The organism is Alitiscatomonas sp. (genome assembly GCF_037242085.1).
Classification (GTDB): Bacteria; Bacillota; Clostridia; order Lachnospirales; family Lachnospiraceae; genus Alitiscatomonas; species Alitiscatomonas aceti.
Genome location: NZ_JAXXBR010000098.1, coordinates 1 through 16,453 on the forward strand (window position 1 = coordinate 1; position 16,453 = coordinate 16,453).

Below are 16,453 nucleotides of genomic sequence, written 5' to 3' on the forward strand. Positions count from 1 at the left end.
CTTGATGATATCATACAAACCGTTTGGACACCGCTTTTATTGTATGCTTTTTTTTTCATTAGGTGATTGCTTAATCAATTATTTAGAAGAGTACCCAGATGCTAATCTAAAGCAAAAACTATATTATTATTTTAAGACAAGTGCGGTAGATAAAATAAGTAGAGCAAAATACGGTTTTATTCAGAATTATGGTCCCGGGCAACTTATACAGGTGATTGAAAATGGGGCGATAGCGGGAAGAGACATAATTGTATCATTTTATTTATCGATATTAGCGGGTCAAGTTCCTAAAATGGTGTTAGGGACACCGATATGCACTGGGGCACTAATGGATTTTGTTTTAGCTGCGAAATTGGTAAATTATATTGAATTCCCAGTTCCTTTAGAGTGTATATTGTGTGAAAAAGATTTTCGAAAAAAGTATATTAACCCATTAATGTCATGCAAGCTTGTAGAAGTCCAAGGGGAAGGCGTGTTACCTACCAGTCCCACAATTAAAGATATAATTGTAAAACGTATTCAAGATTATGCTCTAGCGGTATAGATGTAGAGAAAGCCGGGAGGAGATGTGGTCGTCCCTCTGTTTTTTGGTAACATTCTGGTGAATGACCAGTTCTTTTTCGATATGTTTTATCCATCCAGGACCGGAGGGATCCTGTTTCTGACGATCTGCTTCTTTGCGCCCTTCAGCTCCTTTATACGCATCGACTATCCCACATTCCGCCACCAGGCAGAGCTGGATATGCTGAAAATGGAGCCGTTTACTGCGAAATACGCGGCCTCCGCCAATCATCAGCGGCAGTACGATGTGGGGATCTTCCTGGTGTCCTGTATCCTTTCGGCCGTTTCCGGCCCGTTCCTTTTCGTATACAGGATATACAGGCTGGTCCGCCTGTCGGCAGCGCTGAAGCGTGGGGACTGGTAAATAAATTCCGGGGTGCGGATGATGCAATTTACAGGGGAAGGAAACGATGGTGATAAAACAGAATGTTCCGCACGGGATGGATGATTCCGGTTTCAGAAGAAAGGATATTGTAATGATCAAGCTGCAAGATATTCAAAAAGATTATGGAACAGTACCAGTCCTGGAAAATATCAGTCTGGAAATCATACCTGGAAAAATCTATGGACTGATTGGTCCCAATGGGGCTGGAAAGACTACATTTTTAAAAATCCTGGCGGGAATCCTCTATCCTGCGTCGGGATCCCTTGAAATCCAGGGCAGCCGGGAAAAATACGATCGGTGGTGCAGAACGCATGTGATCTACATTCCAGGTGGGGACCGTGGGCTGCGTCAGAAAAATTCTGTATATGAGAATGCCCTGTGTTATGGGATCATAAAGGGAATGAGAAAGCAGGCAGTGGAGGACAGGATCCTGGAACTGGCGCCGGTACTGTCCATGGAAAAATTGCTGGATAAAAAGGTGGAAACGCTATCCATGGGACAGAAAAAGAAAGCCGCGCTGCTATGTGGGCTCTGCTCCGGAATGCAGGTGATTTTGTTTGATGAACCTTCACTGGGGGTTGATATCGACGGGATCGAGGAACTAAAATCCATTATAAAAAAAGTCCACCAGGAATATCAGATTACTTTTTTAATATCTTCGCACGATATGAGCTTTCTTTCTGATATTGCCAGCGAGTATATTTTTATGTCTGGCGGGAGGATAAAGCTGGAGCACCATGGATCCGCAGATCATAAGGATATTATGGAAAAATATCAGAAGCTGATCAGATAGGGGGAAATATGCAGAAATATTTAGAATTACTAAAAAATCAGATAATTCTTGATATAAAAGAAAGACTCTGTTACCGGATAAATCTGATCAGTGATCTTGTTTTGTTTACATTGATCTATTTTGCTGTTTTTTATCTGGCTGCATCTGGAGAGAGTACTGTGGAATCACGGTTTCTTACGCTTCTGGGGTATATTTTCTGGCAGTTTAACGCCATGGCTCTTGGATACAGCACCAGTACCATCCGCCTGGAGGCATCCAGAGGGACATTGGAGCTGTATATTCAAAGCAAGTACTCGATCATACTTCTGATGGGGATCCGTCTGATGATATCATTGATGATCAGTGCAGTCACCATGTCCGGCATTCTGGTATTCTCAATCGCTGTACATATTTTAAACTTTTCAAATTTAGTTTTCTTTTTAAAAGCATTGGTACTGATCGTTCCCAGCATAATCGGGATGTACGGGATCGGCCTTATGATCGGTGCGGTCGGTCTGGGAGAGAAAAATACAGGGCAGATGGTTATGATCATTCAGGGGACGATGCTGTTTTTGATCAACATGATACAGACAGAGAAATTCAGTATTCTTCATTTATTACCGTTTGCTCCAGGAATCGTAATCGTTCAGATACTTTATTCGGGGCAGCCCATATCAGCGCTCATTTCCCTTGGATATGTGGGGCTGAATTTCCTGTGGCTGGCGGCAGGCGTCTCTTTTTTTAATGTCATGCTGGAGAGGGAGAGGAAATACGGATCGTTTGATCATTATTAGAATAGGCGGGCAGATTCGTCTGGCGTAAGAACATAGTTGGGATCATTGTCATGTATTTCAAACTTCTGAGGACAGCATTCAGGAGTTGGAGCCTGTAATATACAGGTCAACATCAAAGTCTGATTCTTTTTAACCGCTTCATAATCATTTTCAATATCGTGGATTTAAACCGCAAAACGTTTTGCCGTCCTCCGAGATATGGCCCAAGGCTTCACACAGGCGTGTGTACCCGCTGGGATGGATAAAGGGGACCATAAGGCAAGAATTTCCTCCCGATCCACTTGACAAGGATTTGACAAAATGTATAGATATGCTATAATGTTAGCATCGGCGTACCGGGGCGTGCTGCCCCTGTATGCAGGTGCTATTTGATCGTTACACAGGAAGGTGAAGACACAACATGACAGAAGAGAGACAGATTTCAAAGGCAGTAATTTCCAGGCTGCCCCGGTATTACCGCTATCTGGGCGAGCTGATGGAGGAGGGGATCGAAAGGATCTCGTCCAATGAGCTGAGTGCCAGGATGAAGGTCACCGCCTCCCAGATCCGCCAGGATCTCAATAATTTCGGCGGCTTCGGGCAGCAGGGATATGGATATAATGTAAAGTATCTTTATACGGAGATCGCCAGGATCCTGGGCATCGACCGGCAGCATAACCTGATCATCATCGGAGCCGGAAACCTGGGCCAGGCCATTGCCAATTATACCAACTTTGAAAAACGCGGCTTCATGATCAAGGGAATGTTCGACATCAACCCGCGGCTCATCGGCCTGGTGGTGCGCGGGGTGGAGATCCGCAGCATTGACAATCTGGAGCAGTTCATTGTGGACAACGAGGTGCAGATCGCGGCCCTTACGATCCCCAAGTCCAAAGCGCCGGAGATCGCAGACCGTCTGGTCCGGGCAGGGATCAAGGCCATCTGGAATTTTGCCCATACGGACCTCAACGTGCCCGACGATGTGGTGGTGGAAAACGTTCATCTTTCAGAGAGTCTGATGCGTCTTTCCTACCGGGTATGCAGTATGCAGGACGAGCGGGAGCGGAAGGAACGGGAAAAAACAGTATGATCCTTGGAACGGGCTGTGATTTAGTGGAAATTGAGCGGATGAAAAAAGCCTGTGAAAAAGAGGCTTTTTTATCGCGTGTGTATACAGAAAGGGAGCGCCGGCAGGCAGGGGGGAAAGCCTCTGTCCTTGCCGGCGATTTTGCTGTGAAGGAGGCTGTGGCCAAGGTCTTCGGGACGGGCTTCCGGGACTTTATGCCAGGGGACATCGAGGTCCTCCGGGATGAGCTTGGAAAGCCCTATGTGAACCTGTATGGCAGAGCCAGAAAGACAGCAGAAGAAAAGGGGATCCTCCGGCTGGAGGTATCCATTTCCAATACAAGGGAGTACGCCATGGCCTTTGCCGTGGGGGAAGGAGAGTGACGGAATGAAGGATCTGCTGAATGCCGCAGAGATGAAGGCGGTGGATCAAAGAAGCATCGAGGAATACGGGATCCCATCCCTGATACTGATGGAGCGGGCGGCCCTGGAGGTGGTAAAACGGGCCGGAGAGCTTCTGGAGCCGGGGCTTTCGGGGAATGAGGCCCTGGAGCATGGTCCAGGAAGGGAGCGGCTTTTAAAGGAAAGGAAGAGGAAGACGGTCTGGGCAGTCTGTGGGCTGGGAAACAACGGGGCCGACGGCGTGGCGGCGGCCAGGATGCTGACGCTCCAGGGCTTTTCCTCTGTCATCCTCCTTCCGTCCCTGGAGGGAAAACGGAGCCGGGAGCTGGAGGTCCAGCTTTCGGTGGCGGAAAAGCTGGGGATCCCCATCCTCACCCTGGGCGATCCGCTTCCGGAGGCCTGCGATCTGATCCTTGACGCAGTGTTTGGCATCGGGCTTTCAAGGCCGGTGGAGGGCGTTTATAAGGAGCTCATCGGCCTTATGGAGGAAAAACGGCAGCGGGAGCTGGTCCCGGTGGCGGCGGTGGATATGCCGTCGGGCATCAGCTCGGACACAGGGGCTGTCATGGGCTGTGCCGTAAAGGCGGATGTGACTGTGACCTTTGGCATGAGGAAGGTGGGCCAGGCCCTGTTTCCGGGCCGGGAATACTGCGGACGGCTTTTTTTGGAGGACGTGGGCTTCGTGCCCGAGGATCTGGAGCAGGCCGGAGAGCACGTCCATGCCCACGGACCGGAGGATCTTATGGAGATCCCCAGGCGGCGGGCGGATTCCCACAAGGGGACCTATGGAAAGATCCTGGTGATCGCCGGGGCAAAAAACATGGCGGGAGCCGCGTATTTTTCTGCCCTGGCGGCGTACCGTACCGGGGCTGGGCTGGTGAAGATCATGACGGTGGAGGAAAACCGCAGTGTGATCCAGGAGCGGCTGCCGGAGGCGGTGCTGTCCTCCTTTGATCCCCAGTGGGCCAGCGAGGAGCCGGGGGAGTTTAAGGAGTATATCCGTTCCCAGACGGGCTGGGCTGACGCCATCGTCCTGGGCCCGGGACTGGGACAGGAGGAGTATGCCAGGACACTGGTGGAGGCAGTCTTAAGCGACGCCTATGTGCCCATCGTCATGGACGCCGACGCGGTGAACCTGGCGGCCAGATATCCGTATCTGAAGGGATATTTCACGGAAAATATCATTCTGACGCCCCATGTGCTGGAATTTTCCCGGCTGACGGAAAAGCCGGTGGAGGAGATCAAGGAGGATCCCCTGGCAGCGGCCAGGGAGTTTTCTGACCAGTACGGCGTCACCTGCGTTTTAAAGGATGCGGCCACGGTGACGGCCAGAAAGGACGGAAAGCTGTTTATAAACTTAAGCGGTTCTCCAGCCATGGCCAAGGGAGGCTCCGGAGACGTGCTGACAGGGGTCATTGCGGGACTTTTAGCCATGGGAATGGACGACTGCGAGGCGGCGTCCCTGGGCGTTTATGTCCATGGACTGGCAGGAGAAGCGGCTGAGAAAAAATACGGCGTTCACTCGGTCCTGGCCGGAGAACTGGCAGGCTGTATCGGAGAGGTGGTCAATGGAAATGTATAAAAGAGCGTATGTGAAGGTGGATCTGGACCGGATCCGGAAGAATATGAAGGCGATCCGGAGCGTGCTGCCGGAGGGAACGAAGATCATCGGCGTGGTAAAGGCCGACGGCTACGGCCATGGGGCGGTCCAGACCGCGAAAGCCATTGAAGAGGACGCCGCAGGCTATGCGGTGGCCACAGCGGAGGAGGCACTGGAGCTTAGAGGAAATGGGATAAAAAAGCCGGTGCTGGTACTGGGACCGGTGCCGGAGTGCCAGTATGGGAGCATGGTGGAGCAGGAGATCCGGACGGCAGTGTTCGATCTTACGAGGGCAGAACGGCTTTCGGAAACGGCGGTGTCCCTGGGGATGATGGCCAGAGTCCACATTGCGGTGGACACCGGGATGAACCGGATCGGTCTGAGGCCCAGCCGGGAACAGGCCCAGGTGGTGAAGGAGATCGCCGGACTTCCAGGGATCGTGACAGAGGGCATGTTCACCCATTTTGCCAGGGCTGACGAGGCGGATAAGACCTCTGCCAGGGAGCAGCTCCAGGCGTTCCTGGATTTTTCGCAAATGGTAAAGGAAGCGGGCGTTTTCATTCCCGCCCTCCATTGCGCCAACAGCGCCGGGATCATGGATCTGAAGGAGAGCCATATAACGGCGGTCCGGGCCGGGATCATCCTGTACGGCCTGTATCCGTCGGATCAGGTACAGAGGGAGGCTCTTTTTCTGGAACCGGCCATGGAGCTGAAAAGTTTTATTACCTATATAAAGGAGATCGGACCGGGAGCGGCTGTGAGCTATGGAGGGACCTTTGTGGCGGACCGCCCCGTGCGTCTGGCCACCGTCAGCATCGGCTACGGAGACGGCTATCCCAGGAGCCTTTCCAATAAAGGGGAGGTACTGGTCCATGGGACGCGGGCCAGGATCCTGGGCCGGATCTGTATGGATCAGCTGATGATCGATGTGACCGGGATCCCGGAGGCCAGGGAGGGAGATGAGGTGACTCTTTTGGGCCGGGACGGAACAGAGGAGATCACCATGGAAGAACTGGCGGACTTAAGCGGCCGGTTCCATTATGAGATCCCATGCCTCATGGGAAAACGCCTGCCCAGGGTCTATGTGTCCGGGGGACGGACCAGGGAGGCCGGGGAGCTTTAACAAGCATTCCGGTCCCAGGGGGAAGCGGCCTTTAAATGCCGGCCCGGTTTCAGGTTCCGGCATCATTTTGCGGCAGTTCTGCATAAGGTAATCGTAGAGTGTCAATACTTTCGGTACAGGGAGACCTGAAAACCATTTCGGAGAGTGAAACCTTTGATCATCAGACGCGGAGATATTTATTATGCAGACCTGCGGCCGGTGGTGGGCTCTGAACAGGGAGGAGTCCGGCCGGTGCTCATCATACAGAATGATGTGGGAAATAAGCACAGTCCAACGGTGATCTGTGCGGCCATCACATCGAAAATGAATAAGGCAAAGCTGCCCACCCACGTGGAGCTTTCCGCCAGACAGTGCGACATGGTCCGGGACTCAGTGATCCTCCTGGAGCAGCTGCGAACCATTGATAAACAGAGACTTAGGGAGAAAATATGCCATATCGATGAAAATCTTCAGGAAAAAGTCAACGAAGCCCTGCGGATCAGCCTGGAGCTTGCTACATAAGGGCGTGAATTTCGGGAGTTTTGTTGACGAAATGTGGCAATGATGCTATATTAGGATACAAATGATAAAAAAGGAGTGGAAAGATTTTTCATGGACGATGGTAATTCGTGGATAGGAATTTTGCTGTTTGCGGCTTCCGTGGCTGTATTTTATCTGATCTACGGCTTTGGGGCGGCGATCCAGGCGCTGAACACCAGTGCGCTGGAGGACGAGCGGGACGAGGGAAATAAAAAGGCGGCGGCTCTTTTGAGGATCCAGGAGGATCCAGGGAAGTTTGTCCGCACCAACCAGGTGGTCACCTGCTTTTTCACACTGGCGCTGGGAGCCTTTACCCTGCCGCAGACAGCGGGATACATCCGGAGATTTCTGGCAGTGAAGCTTGCGATGGCTCCGGGCCTTGCAGCGGGGCTGGCCCTTGCAGCGGCATTTTTTGCGGTGGCCTTTTTTTTGGTCTGCCTGGGAGTTATAATCCCCAAGCATGTGGCAGCCAAGAGCCCGATCCGGTTCTGCTATAAGGCGCTTTCGGTGGTAGAGTGGGCCATTAAGCTGCTTTCGCCGTTCACCTGGCTCATCAGCGTGGCGGCCTTTGTGGTCTTAAAAGCAGTGGGCATTGATATCCGGTCCTCCAATGAGAAGGTGACCGAGGAGGATATCATGTATATGGTAAACGAGGGCCACGATCAGGGCGTGCTGGAAGCCAGCGAAGCGGAAATGATTACCAATATCTTTGAGTTTGACGATAAAGTGGCGTCGGATATCATGACCCACAGAAAGAACGTGGTGGCCCTGGAAAGCACTATGACCTTAAAGGAAACGGTGGATTTCATCGTAAAAGAGGCCAACAATTCCAGGTTCCCGGTCTACGAGGAGGATATCGACAATATCGTAGGTGTGCTCCATATGCGGGACGTGCTTTATTTTGCAGAGCAGGAGGAGTATCTGGACAGGCCCATCAGCCAGATCGACGGCCTTTTAAGGAGCGCCCATTTTGCTCCGGAGGCGAAAAATATCAACGCCTTATTTAAGGAGATGCAGTCGGAGAAGATCCATATGGAGATCGTCATCGACGAATACGGCCAGACAGCCGGGATCGTGACCATGGAGGATATCCTGGAGGAGATCGTCGGAAACATCATGGATGAATACGACAACGAGGAGCCCGATATCGTGGTCAAAGAAAACGGAAGCTTCCAGCTTTCGGGCATGACTCCTCTGGACGATGTGGAGGACGCCCTGGAGATGGAATTTGACGAGGACGATAAGGATAATTTTGACACCTTAAACGGCTTCCTGATCTCAAGGCTGGGCCATCTGCCGGAGGATGATGAAAAGGGCCAGGTGGTCTTCGGAGGCTATCGGTTCAGTATCGTAAAGGCAGAGAATAAAATCATACAGACGGTAGCGGCGGAACGGGATGCCGGGCCGGAACATGAAAAAGAAAACGAAGGATAAAAGAATCCCCCGTCCGGGGCAGGCAGCAGAGCCGCTTCCGGACGGGGGATTTTTTGGTCGGTCCTATTTCAGATACTGGTCCATCCAGTTTAAGATCTCCGTCATACGGTCGATCCTGTTTTCCGGCTTTCCGCCGCGGGAGAGCTCATGGTTCTCGCCGTGGAAGAGGCAGAGCCTGGAAGGACAGCCGTTTCTCATAACGGCGCTGTACATGGCAAGTCCCTCTGCCATATAGCAGCGGTAGTCCTCGTCGGAGTGGATAAAGAGGATCGGGGTCTTGCAGTTGGGGGCATACTGGAGCGGGGACTGCTTCCAGAGAAGCTCCACATTCTCTCTTGTATTGGCGCCCTGGTTGTTTACGATAAAGGTGTGGCCAATATCGGAGTTGTGCTCAAAGGATACCCAATTGGAGATGGAACGCTGGGATACGGCTGCTTTGAAGCGGTCGGTGTGGCCCACGATCCAGTTGGTCATGAAGCCGCCGTAGGAGCCGCCGGTAACGCCCACACGGGCTGTATCGATCTGGGGATATCTCTTTAATACCTCGTCGGTGAAATCCATCAGGTTCTGGTAGTCCACGGTCCCGTAGATGCCGTTGATGTTTCCGAAATCGGTGCCGCGGCCGTCAGAGCCTCTGGGATTGCAGTAGAATACGAAGTATCCGGCATTGGCCCACATCTGCATCTCGTGATGGAATACGTCGGAGAATACGGTGCGGGGGCCTCCGTGGATATGGAAGATGGCCGGATAGGAAACGCCCTCCTCATAATCCGCCGGCTTCATCACCCAGCCGTGGATCTCATAGCCGTCGCTGGCAGTGAAGGAAAAGGCCTCGGGGGTCACAACGGAATATTCCTCTCCAACAAAGTCGTTGAAGTGGGTGATCTGCTCACCGTCCAGGTAAAGCTCCGCAAGCTTTGTTCCCTGGAGCTCACAGCTTACCAGGTGTTCGCCGTTGACGTCGAAGCTGTCGCAGGAGCTTCCCTTTGTGAGGCTGTCGGAGATATTGCCGTCCTTGTCCAGCTTTCTTAACCATGCAAAGTCGTCCACAGTGGAGATAAAATAGAAGTCGCCGTTTAACAGCTTCTGGCCGCGGCCGGAGCCGTATCTTGCGTCGCTTCCCACAGAACCGGAGGCGATGGAGGCGTCATAGGGTACAAACAGGTTCATGGAGCCGTCCGCTAAGTTCATCTTATAGAAGCTGTTGTACTTATTGGTATAGCGGTAGTCGGAATCGATGGCAGCCACAAGAGCCTCATTTTCGTTTAAGAACTCGATGGTTCCGGTGTGCATGGTATCCGGCTCCAGCAATGTCTTTGTCTCGCCGGTCTTTAAGTTATAGAGATAAATTCCCTCGTTTAAGCCGCGCACGTTCTGCTTCCAGGGATACGCCTTATAAAGGAGAAGATCGCCCAGGACAGAGGACTGGGTGCAGTCGGTCCAGTCGCAGGCCACGTAAGAAAGCTCTCCGTTTTCTCTGTTATAAACGGCAAAGCGGTTTCTCTTTGCGTTGGTGTAGCCTAAGCCGTTGCCCCAGAAGGGAAGCTCATCGAAGACCTCATAGGATTTCTTTCTTGTGTCCTTATGATTATCCTGGCTTGCAGTCATAAGGAAACGTCCGTCGGGCAGTGCTTTAAAGCCGATGATCTTTGCGGGCACCGTAAAGGCGTGGCAGGCCTCTCCGCCTTCGGGGGAGATCTCATAGAAGCTTGTGAGGGCTTCTCCGGCTTCCTGTTTCTTCTTCACCTCGCTGCATCTTGCAGCCGGGAAGAGAAGGGTATTGTCGTTTGTCCAGACATAGCTCTTTGCGTCGCCGCCGCTGGTCATCTTCCGAACCTTTTTTTCAGCCATATCGTAAACGTAGAGGTTGGCTTTGTATGTATTTTCCGCTCTGTCTGCGTTGGATACCACAAAGGCAATGTACTTTCCATCGGGTGAGAAGGAAGGATTGCTTACGAACTGAAATTTCAAAAAGGTATCGATTTCAATCTTTTTCATAGTGCTGCCTCCATATTTTGATAATTATGTAGTTCTATTATAACATGCCTGTAAAAGCTGTCAAGAAAACGTTGCTGTTTCGGAGCCGTCCAGCAGGAAAATATGAATAAAATGGCCGAAGGGAAAATCCACAGAAAAGCTCTTGCCAAGGACTTAAAATAATGCTAGAATATTTAAGATTATGGTAACTGTAAGGACATGACCGTTACAGATTATGATGGAGATACGATAAATATAGAAGAAACAAGAAAGGGAGCAGGAAAAATGTCAGGACATTCCAAATTTGCCAATATTAAACATAAGAAAGAAAAGAACGATGCGGCCAAGGGAAAGATCTTTACCGTGATCGGAAGAGAGATCGCTGTTGCAGTTAAGGAAGGCGGCGCAGATCCGGCCAATAACAGCAAGCTCCGTGATGTGATCGCCAAGGCCAAGGCCAACAACATGCCCAACGATACCATCGACCGCGGAATTAAAAAGGCTGCCGGGGACCTGGGTTCTGTAAACTATGAAAACCTGGTTTATGAGGGCTATGGCCCCAACGGCATTGCCATCATCGTAGAGACTCTGACTGACAATAAAAACCGTACCGCAGCCAATGTAAGGAGCGCCTTTACCAAGGGCGGCGGAAACGTAGGAGCCCAGGGAAGCGTATCCTTCATGTTCGACAGAAAAGGCCAGATCATCATCGACAAGGAAGAGTGCGAGATGGATGCCGACGAGCTGATGATGGCGGCTCTGGACGCCGGAGCTGAGGATTTCTCCGAGGAGGAGGACAGCTTTGAGGTGGTGACCGATCCCGACGCCTTCAGCGAGGTGCGTGAGGCTCTGGAAAAGGCCGGTATCCCCATGATGCAGGCGGAAGTGACCATGATCCCCCAGAACTACGTGGAGCTGACCGACGATGACGCCATCAAGAAGATGAACCGGATCCTGGATCTTTTAGACGAGGATGACGATGTCCAGGCTGTATTCCACAACTGGTCCGAATAATAAATATGAATGAAAGAAGCTCCTTTCCGGATCGTCCCAGGGATGAAACGGAGAGGAGTTTTTTAGAAGGAAGGGATTATAATATGAAGAAACTGGTTAAGACCAATGTGATGCGTCTTCTGGATGCGGCGAAGATCGCCTATGAAGCAAAGGAATATCCGGTGGACGAAAATGACCTTTCCGGGAGCCATGCCGCGGATCTCATGGGCGTGGACCATGGGAGCGTTTTTAAGACCCTGGTGCTCCGGGGAGAAAAGACAGGATATATGGTCTGCTGTATTCCAGTGGACGGAGAGGTGGATCTGAAAAAGGCGGCCAGGGCGGCGGGAGACAAGAAGGTGGAGATGCTTCCGATGAAGGAGCTCCTTCCGGTCACCGGCTATGTCCGGGGCGGCTGTTCTCCCATCGGGATGAAAAAGAGATTCCCCACCTATCTGGACCAGTCGGCAGAGAAGTACGAAAAAATCGCCGTCAGCGCCGGCATGCGTGGCGTCCAGGTGATCCTGTCCCCGGCGGATCTGGGGAGGTATGTGGGCGCTGAAATGGCAGATCTCATGTAAAAGTGGTTGACATAAGGTGTAAAGGACCGGAAAACCCCTTTAAAGTGGGGGATAAAAACTTAACAAATTTGTAATAAATGTTAAAAGTCCATAGGGCCAATGGTAACAAAAATACGAGGAAAATCAAGAAAAAGTTCTTGCAAAATGTTAAAAAATCATGACAAAAGTTAAAAATAAGGCTGTGAAATACAACAAAAATGCAGAAGCCTTATTGACTTTTGGCCTCCCGTTCTCCTATAATCACAGACGCCGTCCGGTGAGACGGAAAAATAACCATCTGCCGCCTGGAGGCTTTCCGGAGGCAGAACGGAGAAAAGAGGCAATCGATGAAGCAGACATGGAACTCATTTCTTCAGACAGTTTTCCAGAGTATAAAAATGCTGTCTGCCAGCGCACCTGCCAAAAGACGCCGGGATACGGCAGTCCTTACGGCTGGTATCCTTCTGGTGACAGCCATTACCTTTGCCGCAGGGAGCTTTCCGGAGACGGGAAACGGTGCTATGGTGGCCTTTGCTGAGACGCCGGGAGAGACCGGCGGCCAGGAAGAGGGAACGCATGATGAAAATACAGACGAAGAGAAACGTGATCCAGAAAGCATAATGGCGGCTGAGGAGGCCGCGGACACGGAAAACGGAACAGAGACCAGAAAAGAGGAGGCAGAGAACGGCGCGGAGACGCCTGAAGGCGGGGAAGCCGGAGAGGGAGAAGACCCGGATCAGGAAGCGGAGACTGCTGCGGAAGGCTCTGGAGCCCAGGAAGAGGCAGCGGCCGGGGAGGACTCCGGTGTGCCGGAAGGAGAAGCCACGGAAAGCGCGGAAGCTTCTGAGCGGGCAGCCGTCCGGGAGGGCTCTGGCGGCCAGGAAGGGACAGCTTCTGGAGAGAGCGCTGAGCTTGCGGAAGGTGCAGCCGCCCAGGAGGCTTCCGGTACGCCTGCACCAGAAACACAGGAAGCGGCGGCATCTGTCTCCCTGTCAGACCGGGATTACCAGACGCTGCTTAAGATCGTCCAGGCAGAGGCTGGAAACTGCGACCGGACCGGAAGGATCCTGGTGGCCAATGTGATCTTAAACCGGGTGGAAAGCGATACCTTCCCGGATACGGTCCACAGCGTGGTCTACCAGAGACATCAGTTTTCGCCGGTTGGCAACGGCTCCATCAACCGGTGCCGGGTCACAGACGCCACAGTGGAGGCTGTGGACAGCGCCCTGGCGGGAGAGGATTATTCTGACGGCGCTCTGTATTTTATGAACAGGAGGGCGTCCAGCAGGAAAAATGTCCGCTGGTTTGACAATCACCTGGACTTTTTGTTCAAACATGGGAACCACGAGTTCTTTAAATAGTGAAAAACCGGGATAGGAAACGAAAACCTGTCCCGGTTTTTCGTTTTTATGCAAAATTCATAAAAAACTAATAAATTAAATCGCAAAATGAATTGACTTTATCTAATTTTGATGGGATAATAAAGCCATCTAGTGACCAACATTCAAGGAGGTTTTTCAAATGTCAACAAAGGCTTATTACCCAATCAGCGAAATTGGTAAAGGAAAAGTGGGCTTTTCCAAAACCAGATCCATCATCGAGGGTGCTTTTTACGGCAACAACGTGGTAAAGGTAAATACCCTGAGAGAGGCTTATGAATTAGCAAAGAATTCTCCAGGAACGATCGTGACCGATATGCCCGTTTACAGAGGAGAGGAATTTGGTCTGGACAAGGACGCGAAGGTTCTGTTATTCAACGACGGAGCCATCACCGGCCGTTACGCAACTGCACGCCGCATCGCAGGCGAGCCGGGCGTGGACTGTGAAGCCCTTGACAAGGTAGCGATGGACGCGATCTACGAGTCCCGCTGGAAAACCATGTACCATGCAGAGGTTTTCGTAGGCCTGGATCCCGAATTTATGGTTAAGGCCCACCTTCTGATCCCGGAGGGAGAAGAAAACATCATGTACAACTGGATGTTAAACTTCCAGTACATGTCTGATGAGTACGTAAAGATGTACAAAAAATCCAAACCCGTGGGCGACGGAAAAGAGCCGGATATTTATATCTTCTCCGATCCCCAGTGGTGCGGCTCCGACAGACCCAGCGTATCCCTGGACTGCCTGTCTGATCCCCAGAAAAAGACCCTGTGCTACTTCAATACCGATACCAACTGCGCATGCATCCTTGGTATGAGATATTTCGGTGAGCACAAGAAGGGCACCCTGACCATGGCATGGGCCATTGCAAACCGCAACGGCTACGCTTCCTGCCACGGCGGACAGAAGGAATACACCCTGGCTGACGGCAGCAAGTACGTAGCTTCCGTATACGGCCTGTCCGGATCCGGTAAGTCCACCCTGACCCATGCAAAACACGGCGGCAAGTACGAGATCAAGGTCCTTCACGACGATGCGTTCATCATCAACACAGATACCTGCGCATCCATTGCACTGGAGCCCACATACTTTGATAAGACGGCCGATTATCCCACCGGCTGCCCGGACAACCAGTATCTGCTGACCGCCCAGAACTGCTCTGCGACCCTGGATGAGGACGGAAAGATCCAGCTGGTGACAGAGGATGTAAGAAACGGCAACGGCCGTGCCATCAAGTCCAAATTATGGTCTCCCAACCGTGTGGACAGGATCGACTCCCCGGTCAACGCTATTTTCTGGATCATGAAGGACCCGACCATCCCGCCGGTAGTAAAATTAAAAGGGGCTTCCTTAGCTTCCGTTATGGGCGCTACCCTGGCAACTAAGAGATCCTCCGCAGAGCGTCTTGCTCCTGGCGTGGATCCCAACAAACTGGTTGTGGTTCCGTACGCAAACCCGTTCCGTACATATCCGTTAGCCAACGACTATGAGAAATTCAAAAAGCTGGTTGAGGAAAAGAACGTGGACTGCTATATCGTGAATACCGGCGATTTCATGGGCAAGAAGGTAAAACCGGCCGACACCCTTGGAATCCTGGAAGCCATCGTTGAGAAGAAGGCAGACTTCCATCAGTGGGGTCCGTTCTCCGATATCGAGATCATGGACTGGGAAGGCTTTGTGCCGGATATGAACGATCCGGAGTACGTAAGCCAGTTAAAGGCCCGTATGAACGACCGCGTCAACGAGATCAAGGAATTTGCAGTTGCCAAGGAAGGCTACGACAAGCTTCCGGACGACGCTCTTGAGGCCCTTGAGAGAGTTGTAAAAGAACTGAATTAAGCAATAAAACCGGGCGCAGGGATTTTTTCCTGCGCCCTTTTAACCATGGCTCCAGCGGCCAGAGAGGAGAAAGCAGACATGGGAAAGCAGCATATTTTCTTTGACCTGGACGGGACTCTGACCGATTCCATGCCGGGGATCACGAGAGCCGTGCAGTATGCCCTGAGGCGCTACGGCATCCAGGTGGACGATCTGAATGTCCTGAAGCCCTTTGTGGGACCGCCGCTGCCGGAAAGCTTTAAGGAGTTTTATGATTTTCCGGATCATGATGCCCATGAGGCGGTTTTTGTATTCCGGGAATATTATAACGTAAAGGGATGGATGGAGAACGCGCCGTTTCCAGGAGTGGAGGCCATGCTGAAGAGCCTTCGGAATGCGGGAAAGGAGCTTTATGTGGCAACATCCAAGCCGGAGGATATGGCAAAGCGGGTCCTGGACCATTTCGGGCTTACAAAATATTTCCGGTTCGTAGGCGGGGCAGAGGACGACGGCGGAGAAAAACTGCGGGTGAAAAAGGACCAGGTGATCCAGTATGTGATGGATTCCTGCGGGCTTGAGAAGAAGGACGAGATCATCATGGTCGGGGACCGCCGCCACGACATCGAGGGGGCAAAGAAAACGGGGATCTCCTCTGTGGGTGTCCTTTATGGATACGGAGGCCGGGAGGAGCTTTCAGAGGCCGGAGCGGACTGGATCACAGAAACGCCGGAGACGCTTCTGGAGCTTCTTAAGGAGCTGTAAGAAAAATACAGAACAGTCTTCACAAAATATTTAAAATTACGGCAGTAAATGGAACTTGAAAAAAGCAGACATATGAGCTATAATAGGTCCATAAGAAAACAGGACAGCAATTCCTGGAATGTTCGATACTCCTGTTTATTTTGAACCTACATTATGACAAACGGGATTCCTATATTTTTAAACGGATGTCAGGCCTCCGTATGAGTGGAAGGCAGAAGTTTAAGTGCGGTCGCCCACCTAGCAACGCTAGGAGTCAATTATGCAGGAACCGGCATTTTGGGATTTGCAAAAGATAAAAGCAGCGAGCAATCGCTGCTTTCCTGTTTTTT

Annotated in this window: 15 protein-coding genes, 1 other RNA gene and 1 pseudogene; 16 read left to right on the forward strand and 1 reads right to left on the reverse strand. The window is 51.7% G+C overall.

From position 1 onward, the window contains the following. From WIH05_RS10410 to WIH05_RS10455, 10 genes and pseudogenes are all read left to right on the forward strand, one after another. Positions 1 to 544 (forward strand): annotated as a pseudogene (locus WIH05_RS10410) (hypothetical protein); the annotation flags it as partial. 24 nt (positions 545 to 568) lie between these two features. Then, positions 569 to 925 carry a hypothetical protein gene (locus WIH05_RS10415; RefSeq protein WP_337425344.1) on the forward strand — a complete coding sequence of 119 codons (357 nt, stop codon included), beginning with the start codon at positions 569 to 571 and terminating at the stop codon, positions 923 to 925. A 112-nt stretch (positions 926 to 1,037) separates the two neighbouring features. Continuing rightward, positions 1,038 to 1,739 carry an ABC transporter ATP-binding protein gene (locus WIH05_RS10420; protein ID WP_022272344.1) on the forward strand — a complete coding sequence of 234 codons (702 nt, stop codon included), beginning with the start codon at positions 1,038 to 1,040 and terminating at the stop codon, positions 1,737 to 1,739. An 8-nt stretch (positions 1,740 to 1,747) separates the two neighbouring features. Further along, entirely contained in the window at positions 1,748 to 2,512 is a 765-nt protein-coding gene (locus WIH05_RS10425; RefSeq protein WP_022272345.1) for a hypothetical protein, read from the forward strand. 400 nt (positions 2,513 to 2,912) lie between these two features. Further along, a complete protein-coding gene (locus WIH05_RS10430; RefSeq protein WP_022272346.1) occupies positions 2,913 to 3,581 on the forward strand; it encodes a redox-sensing transcriptional repressor Rex in 669 nt (222 codons plus the stop codon). Next, positions 3,578 to 3,940, forward strand: a complete 363-nt coding sequence (gene acpS, locus WIH05_RS10435) for a holo-ACP synthase (RefSeq protein WP_022272347.1) — start codon at positions 3,578 to 3,580, stop codon at positions 3,938 to 3,940. The genes WIH05_RS10430 and acpS overlap by 4 nt, the downstream gene beginning before the upstream one ends. Positions 3,941 to 3,944: 4 nt before the next feature. Continuing rightward, positions 3,945 to 5,540, forward strand: a complete 1,596-nt coding sequence (locus tag WIH05_RS10440) for an NAD(P)H-hydrate dehydratase (RefSeq protein ID WP_337425345.1) — start codon at positions 3,945 to 3,947, stop codon at positions 5,538 to 5,540. Further along, a complete protein-coding gene (gene alr, locus WIH05_RS10445; protein WP_337425346.1) occupies positions 5,527 to 6,681 on the forward strand; it encodes an alanine racemase in 1,155 nt (384 codons plus the stop codon). Before WIH05_RS10440 ends, alr begins: the two co-directional genes overlap by 14 nt. A 153-nt stretch (positions 6,682 to 6,834) precedes the next feature. Then, entirely contained in the window at positions 6,835 to 7,182 is a 348-nt protein-coding gene (locus tag WIH05_RS10450; RefSeq protein ID WP_022274197.1) for a type II toxin-antitoxin system PemK/MazF family toxin, read from the forward strand. Between the two features lie 90 nt (positions 7,183 to 7,272). Further along, positions 7,273 to 8,634, forward strand: coding sequence for a hemolysin family protein (locus WIH05_RS10455; protein WP_022274198.1), 1,362 nt, complete (start codon positions 7,273 to 7,275; stop codon positions 8,632 to 8,634). Between the two features lie 63 nt (positions 8,635 to 8,697). Here the strand turns inward: WIH05_RS10455 and WIH05_RS10460 are convergent, their stop codons facing one another. Further along, positions 8,698 to 10,632, reverse strand: coding sequence for a S9 family peptidase (locus WIH05_RS10460; RefSeq protein ID WP_337425347.1), 1,935 nt, complete (start codon positions 10,630 to 10,632; stop codon positions 8,698 to 8,700). A gap of 264 nt (positions 10,633 to 10,896) precedes the next feature. Between WIH05_RS10460 and WIH05_RS10465 the strand changes: the two genes are divergently transcribed. The 6 genes from WIH05_RS10465 (at position 10,897) to ssrS (ending at position 16,411) form a co-directional block, all read left to right on the forward strand. Further along, on the forward strand, positions 10,897 to 11,625 hold the full coding sequence (locus WIH05_RS10465) for a YebC/PmpR family DNA-binding transcriptional regulator (RefSeq protein ID WP_022274200.1): 729 nt from the start codon (positions 10,897 to 10,899) through the stop codon (positions 11,623 to 11,625). Positions 11,626 to 11,717: 92 nt separating this feature from the next. Beyond that, positions 11,718 to 12,185, forward strand: a complete 468-nt coding sequence (gene ybaK / locus WIH05_RS10470; protein ID WP_337425359.1) for a Cys-tRNA(Pro) deacylase — start codon at positions 11,718 to 11,720, stop codon at positions 12,183 to 12,185. Between the two features lie 326 nt (positions 12,186 to 12,511). Then, positions 12,512 to 13,525 (forward strand): cell wall hydrolase, encoded by a 1,014-nt coding sequence (locus WIH05_RS10475; protein WP_337425348.1) that lies wholly within the window; start codon positions 12,512 to 12,514, stop codon positions 13,523 to 13,525. Between the two features lie 160 nt (positions 13,526 to 13,685). Continuing rightward, positions 13,686 to 15,383: a phosphoenolpyruvate carboxykinase (ATP) gene (locus tag WIH05_RS10480; RefSeq protein WP_215653796.1), complete on the forward strand. Its 1,698-nt coding sequence runs from the start codon at positions 13,686 to 13,688 to the stop codon at positions 15,381 to 15,383. A gap of 78 nt (positions 15,384 to 15,461) precedes the next feature. Next, entirely contained in the window at positions 15,462 to 16,124 is a 663-nt protein-coding gene (locus WIH05_RS10485; protein ID WP_022274203.1) for an HAD-IA family hydrolase, read from the forward strand. Positions 16,125 to 16,231: 107 nt separating this feature from the next. Beyond that, positions 16,232 to 16,411, forward strand: a non-coding RNA gene (ssrS, locus tag WIH05_RS10490) — 6S RNA. The last annotated feature ends 42 nt before the right edge of the window (positions 16,412 to 16,453 follow it).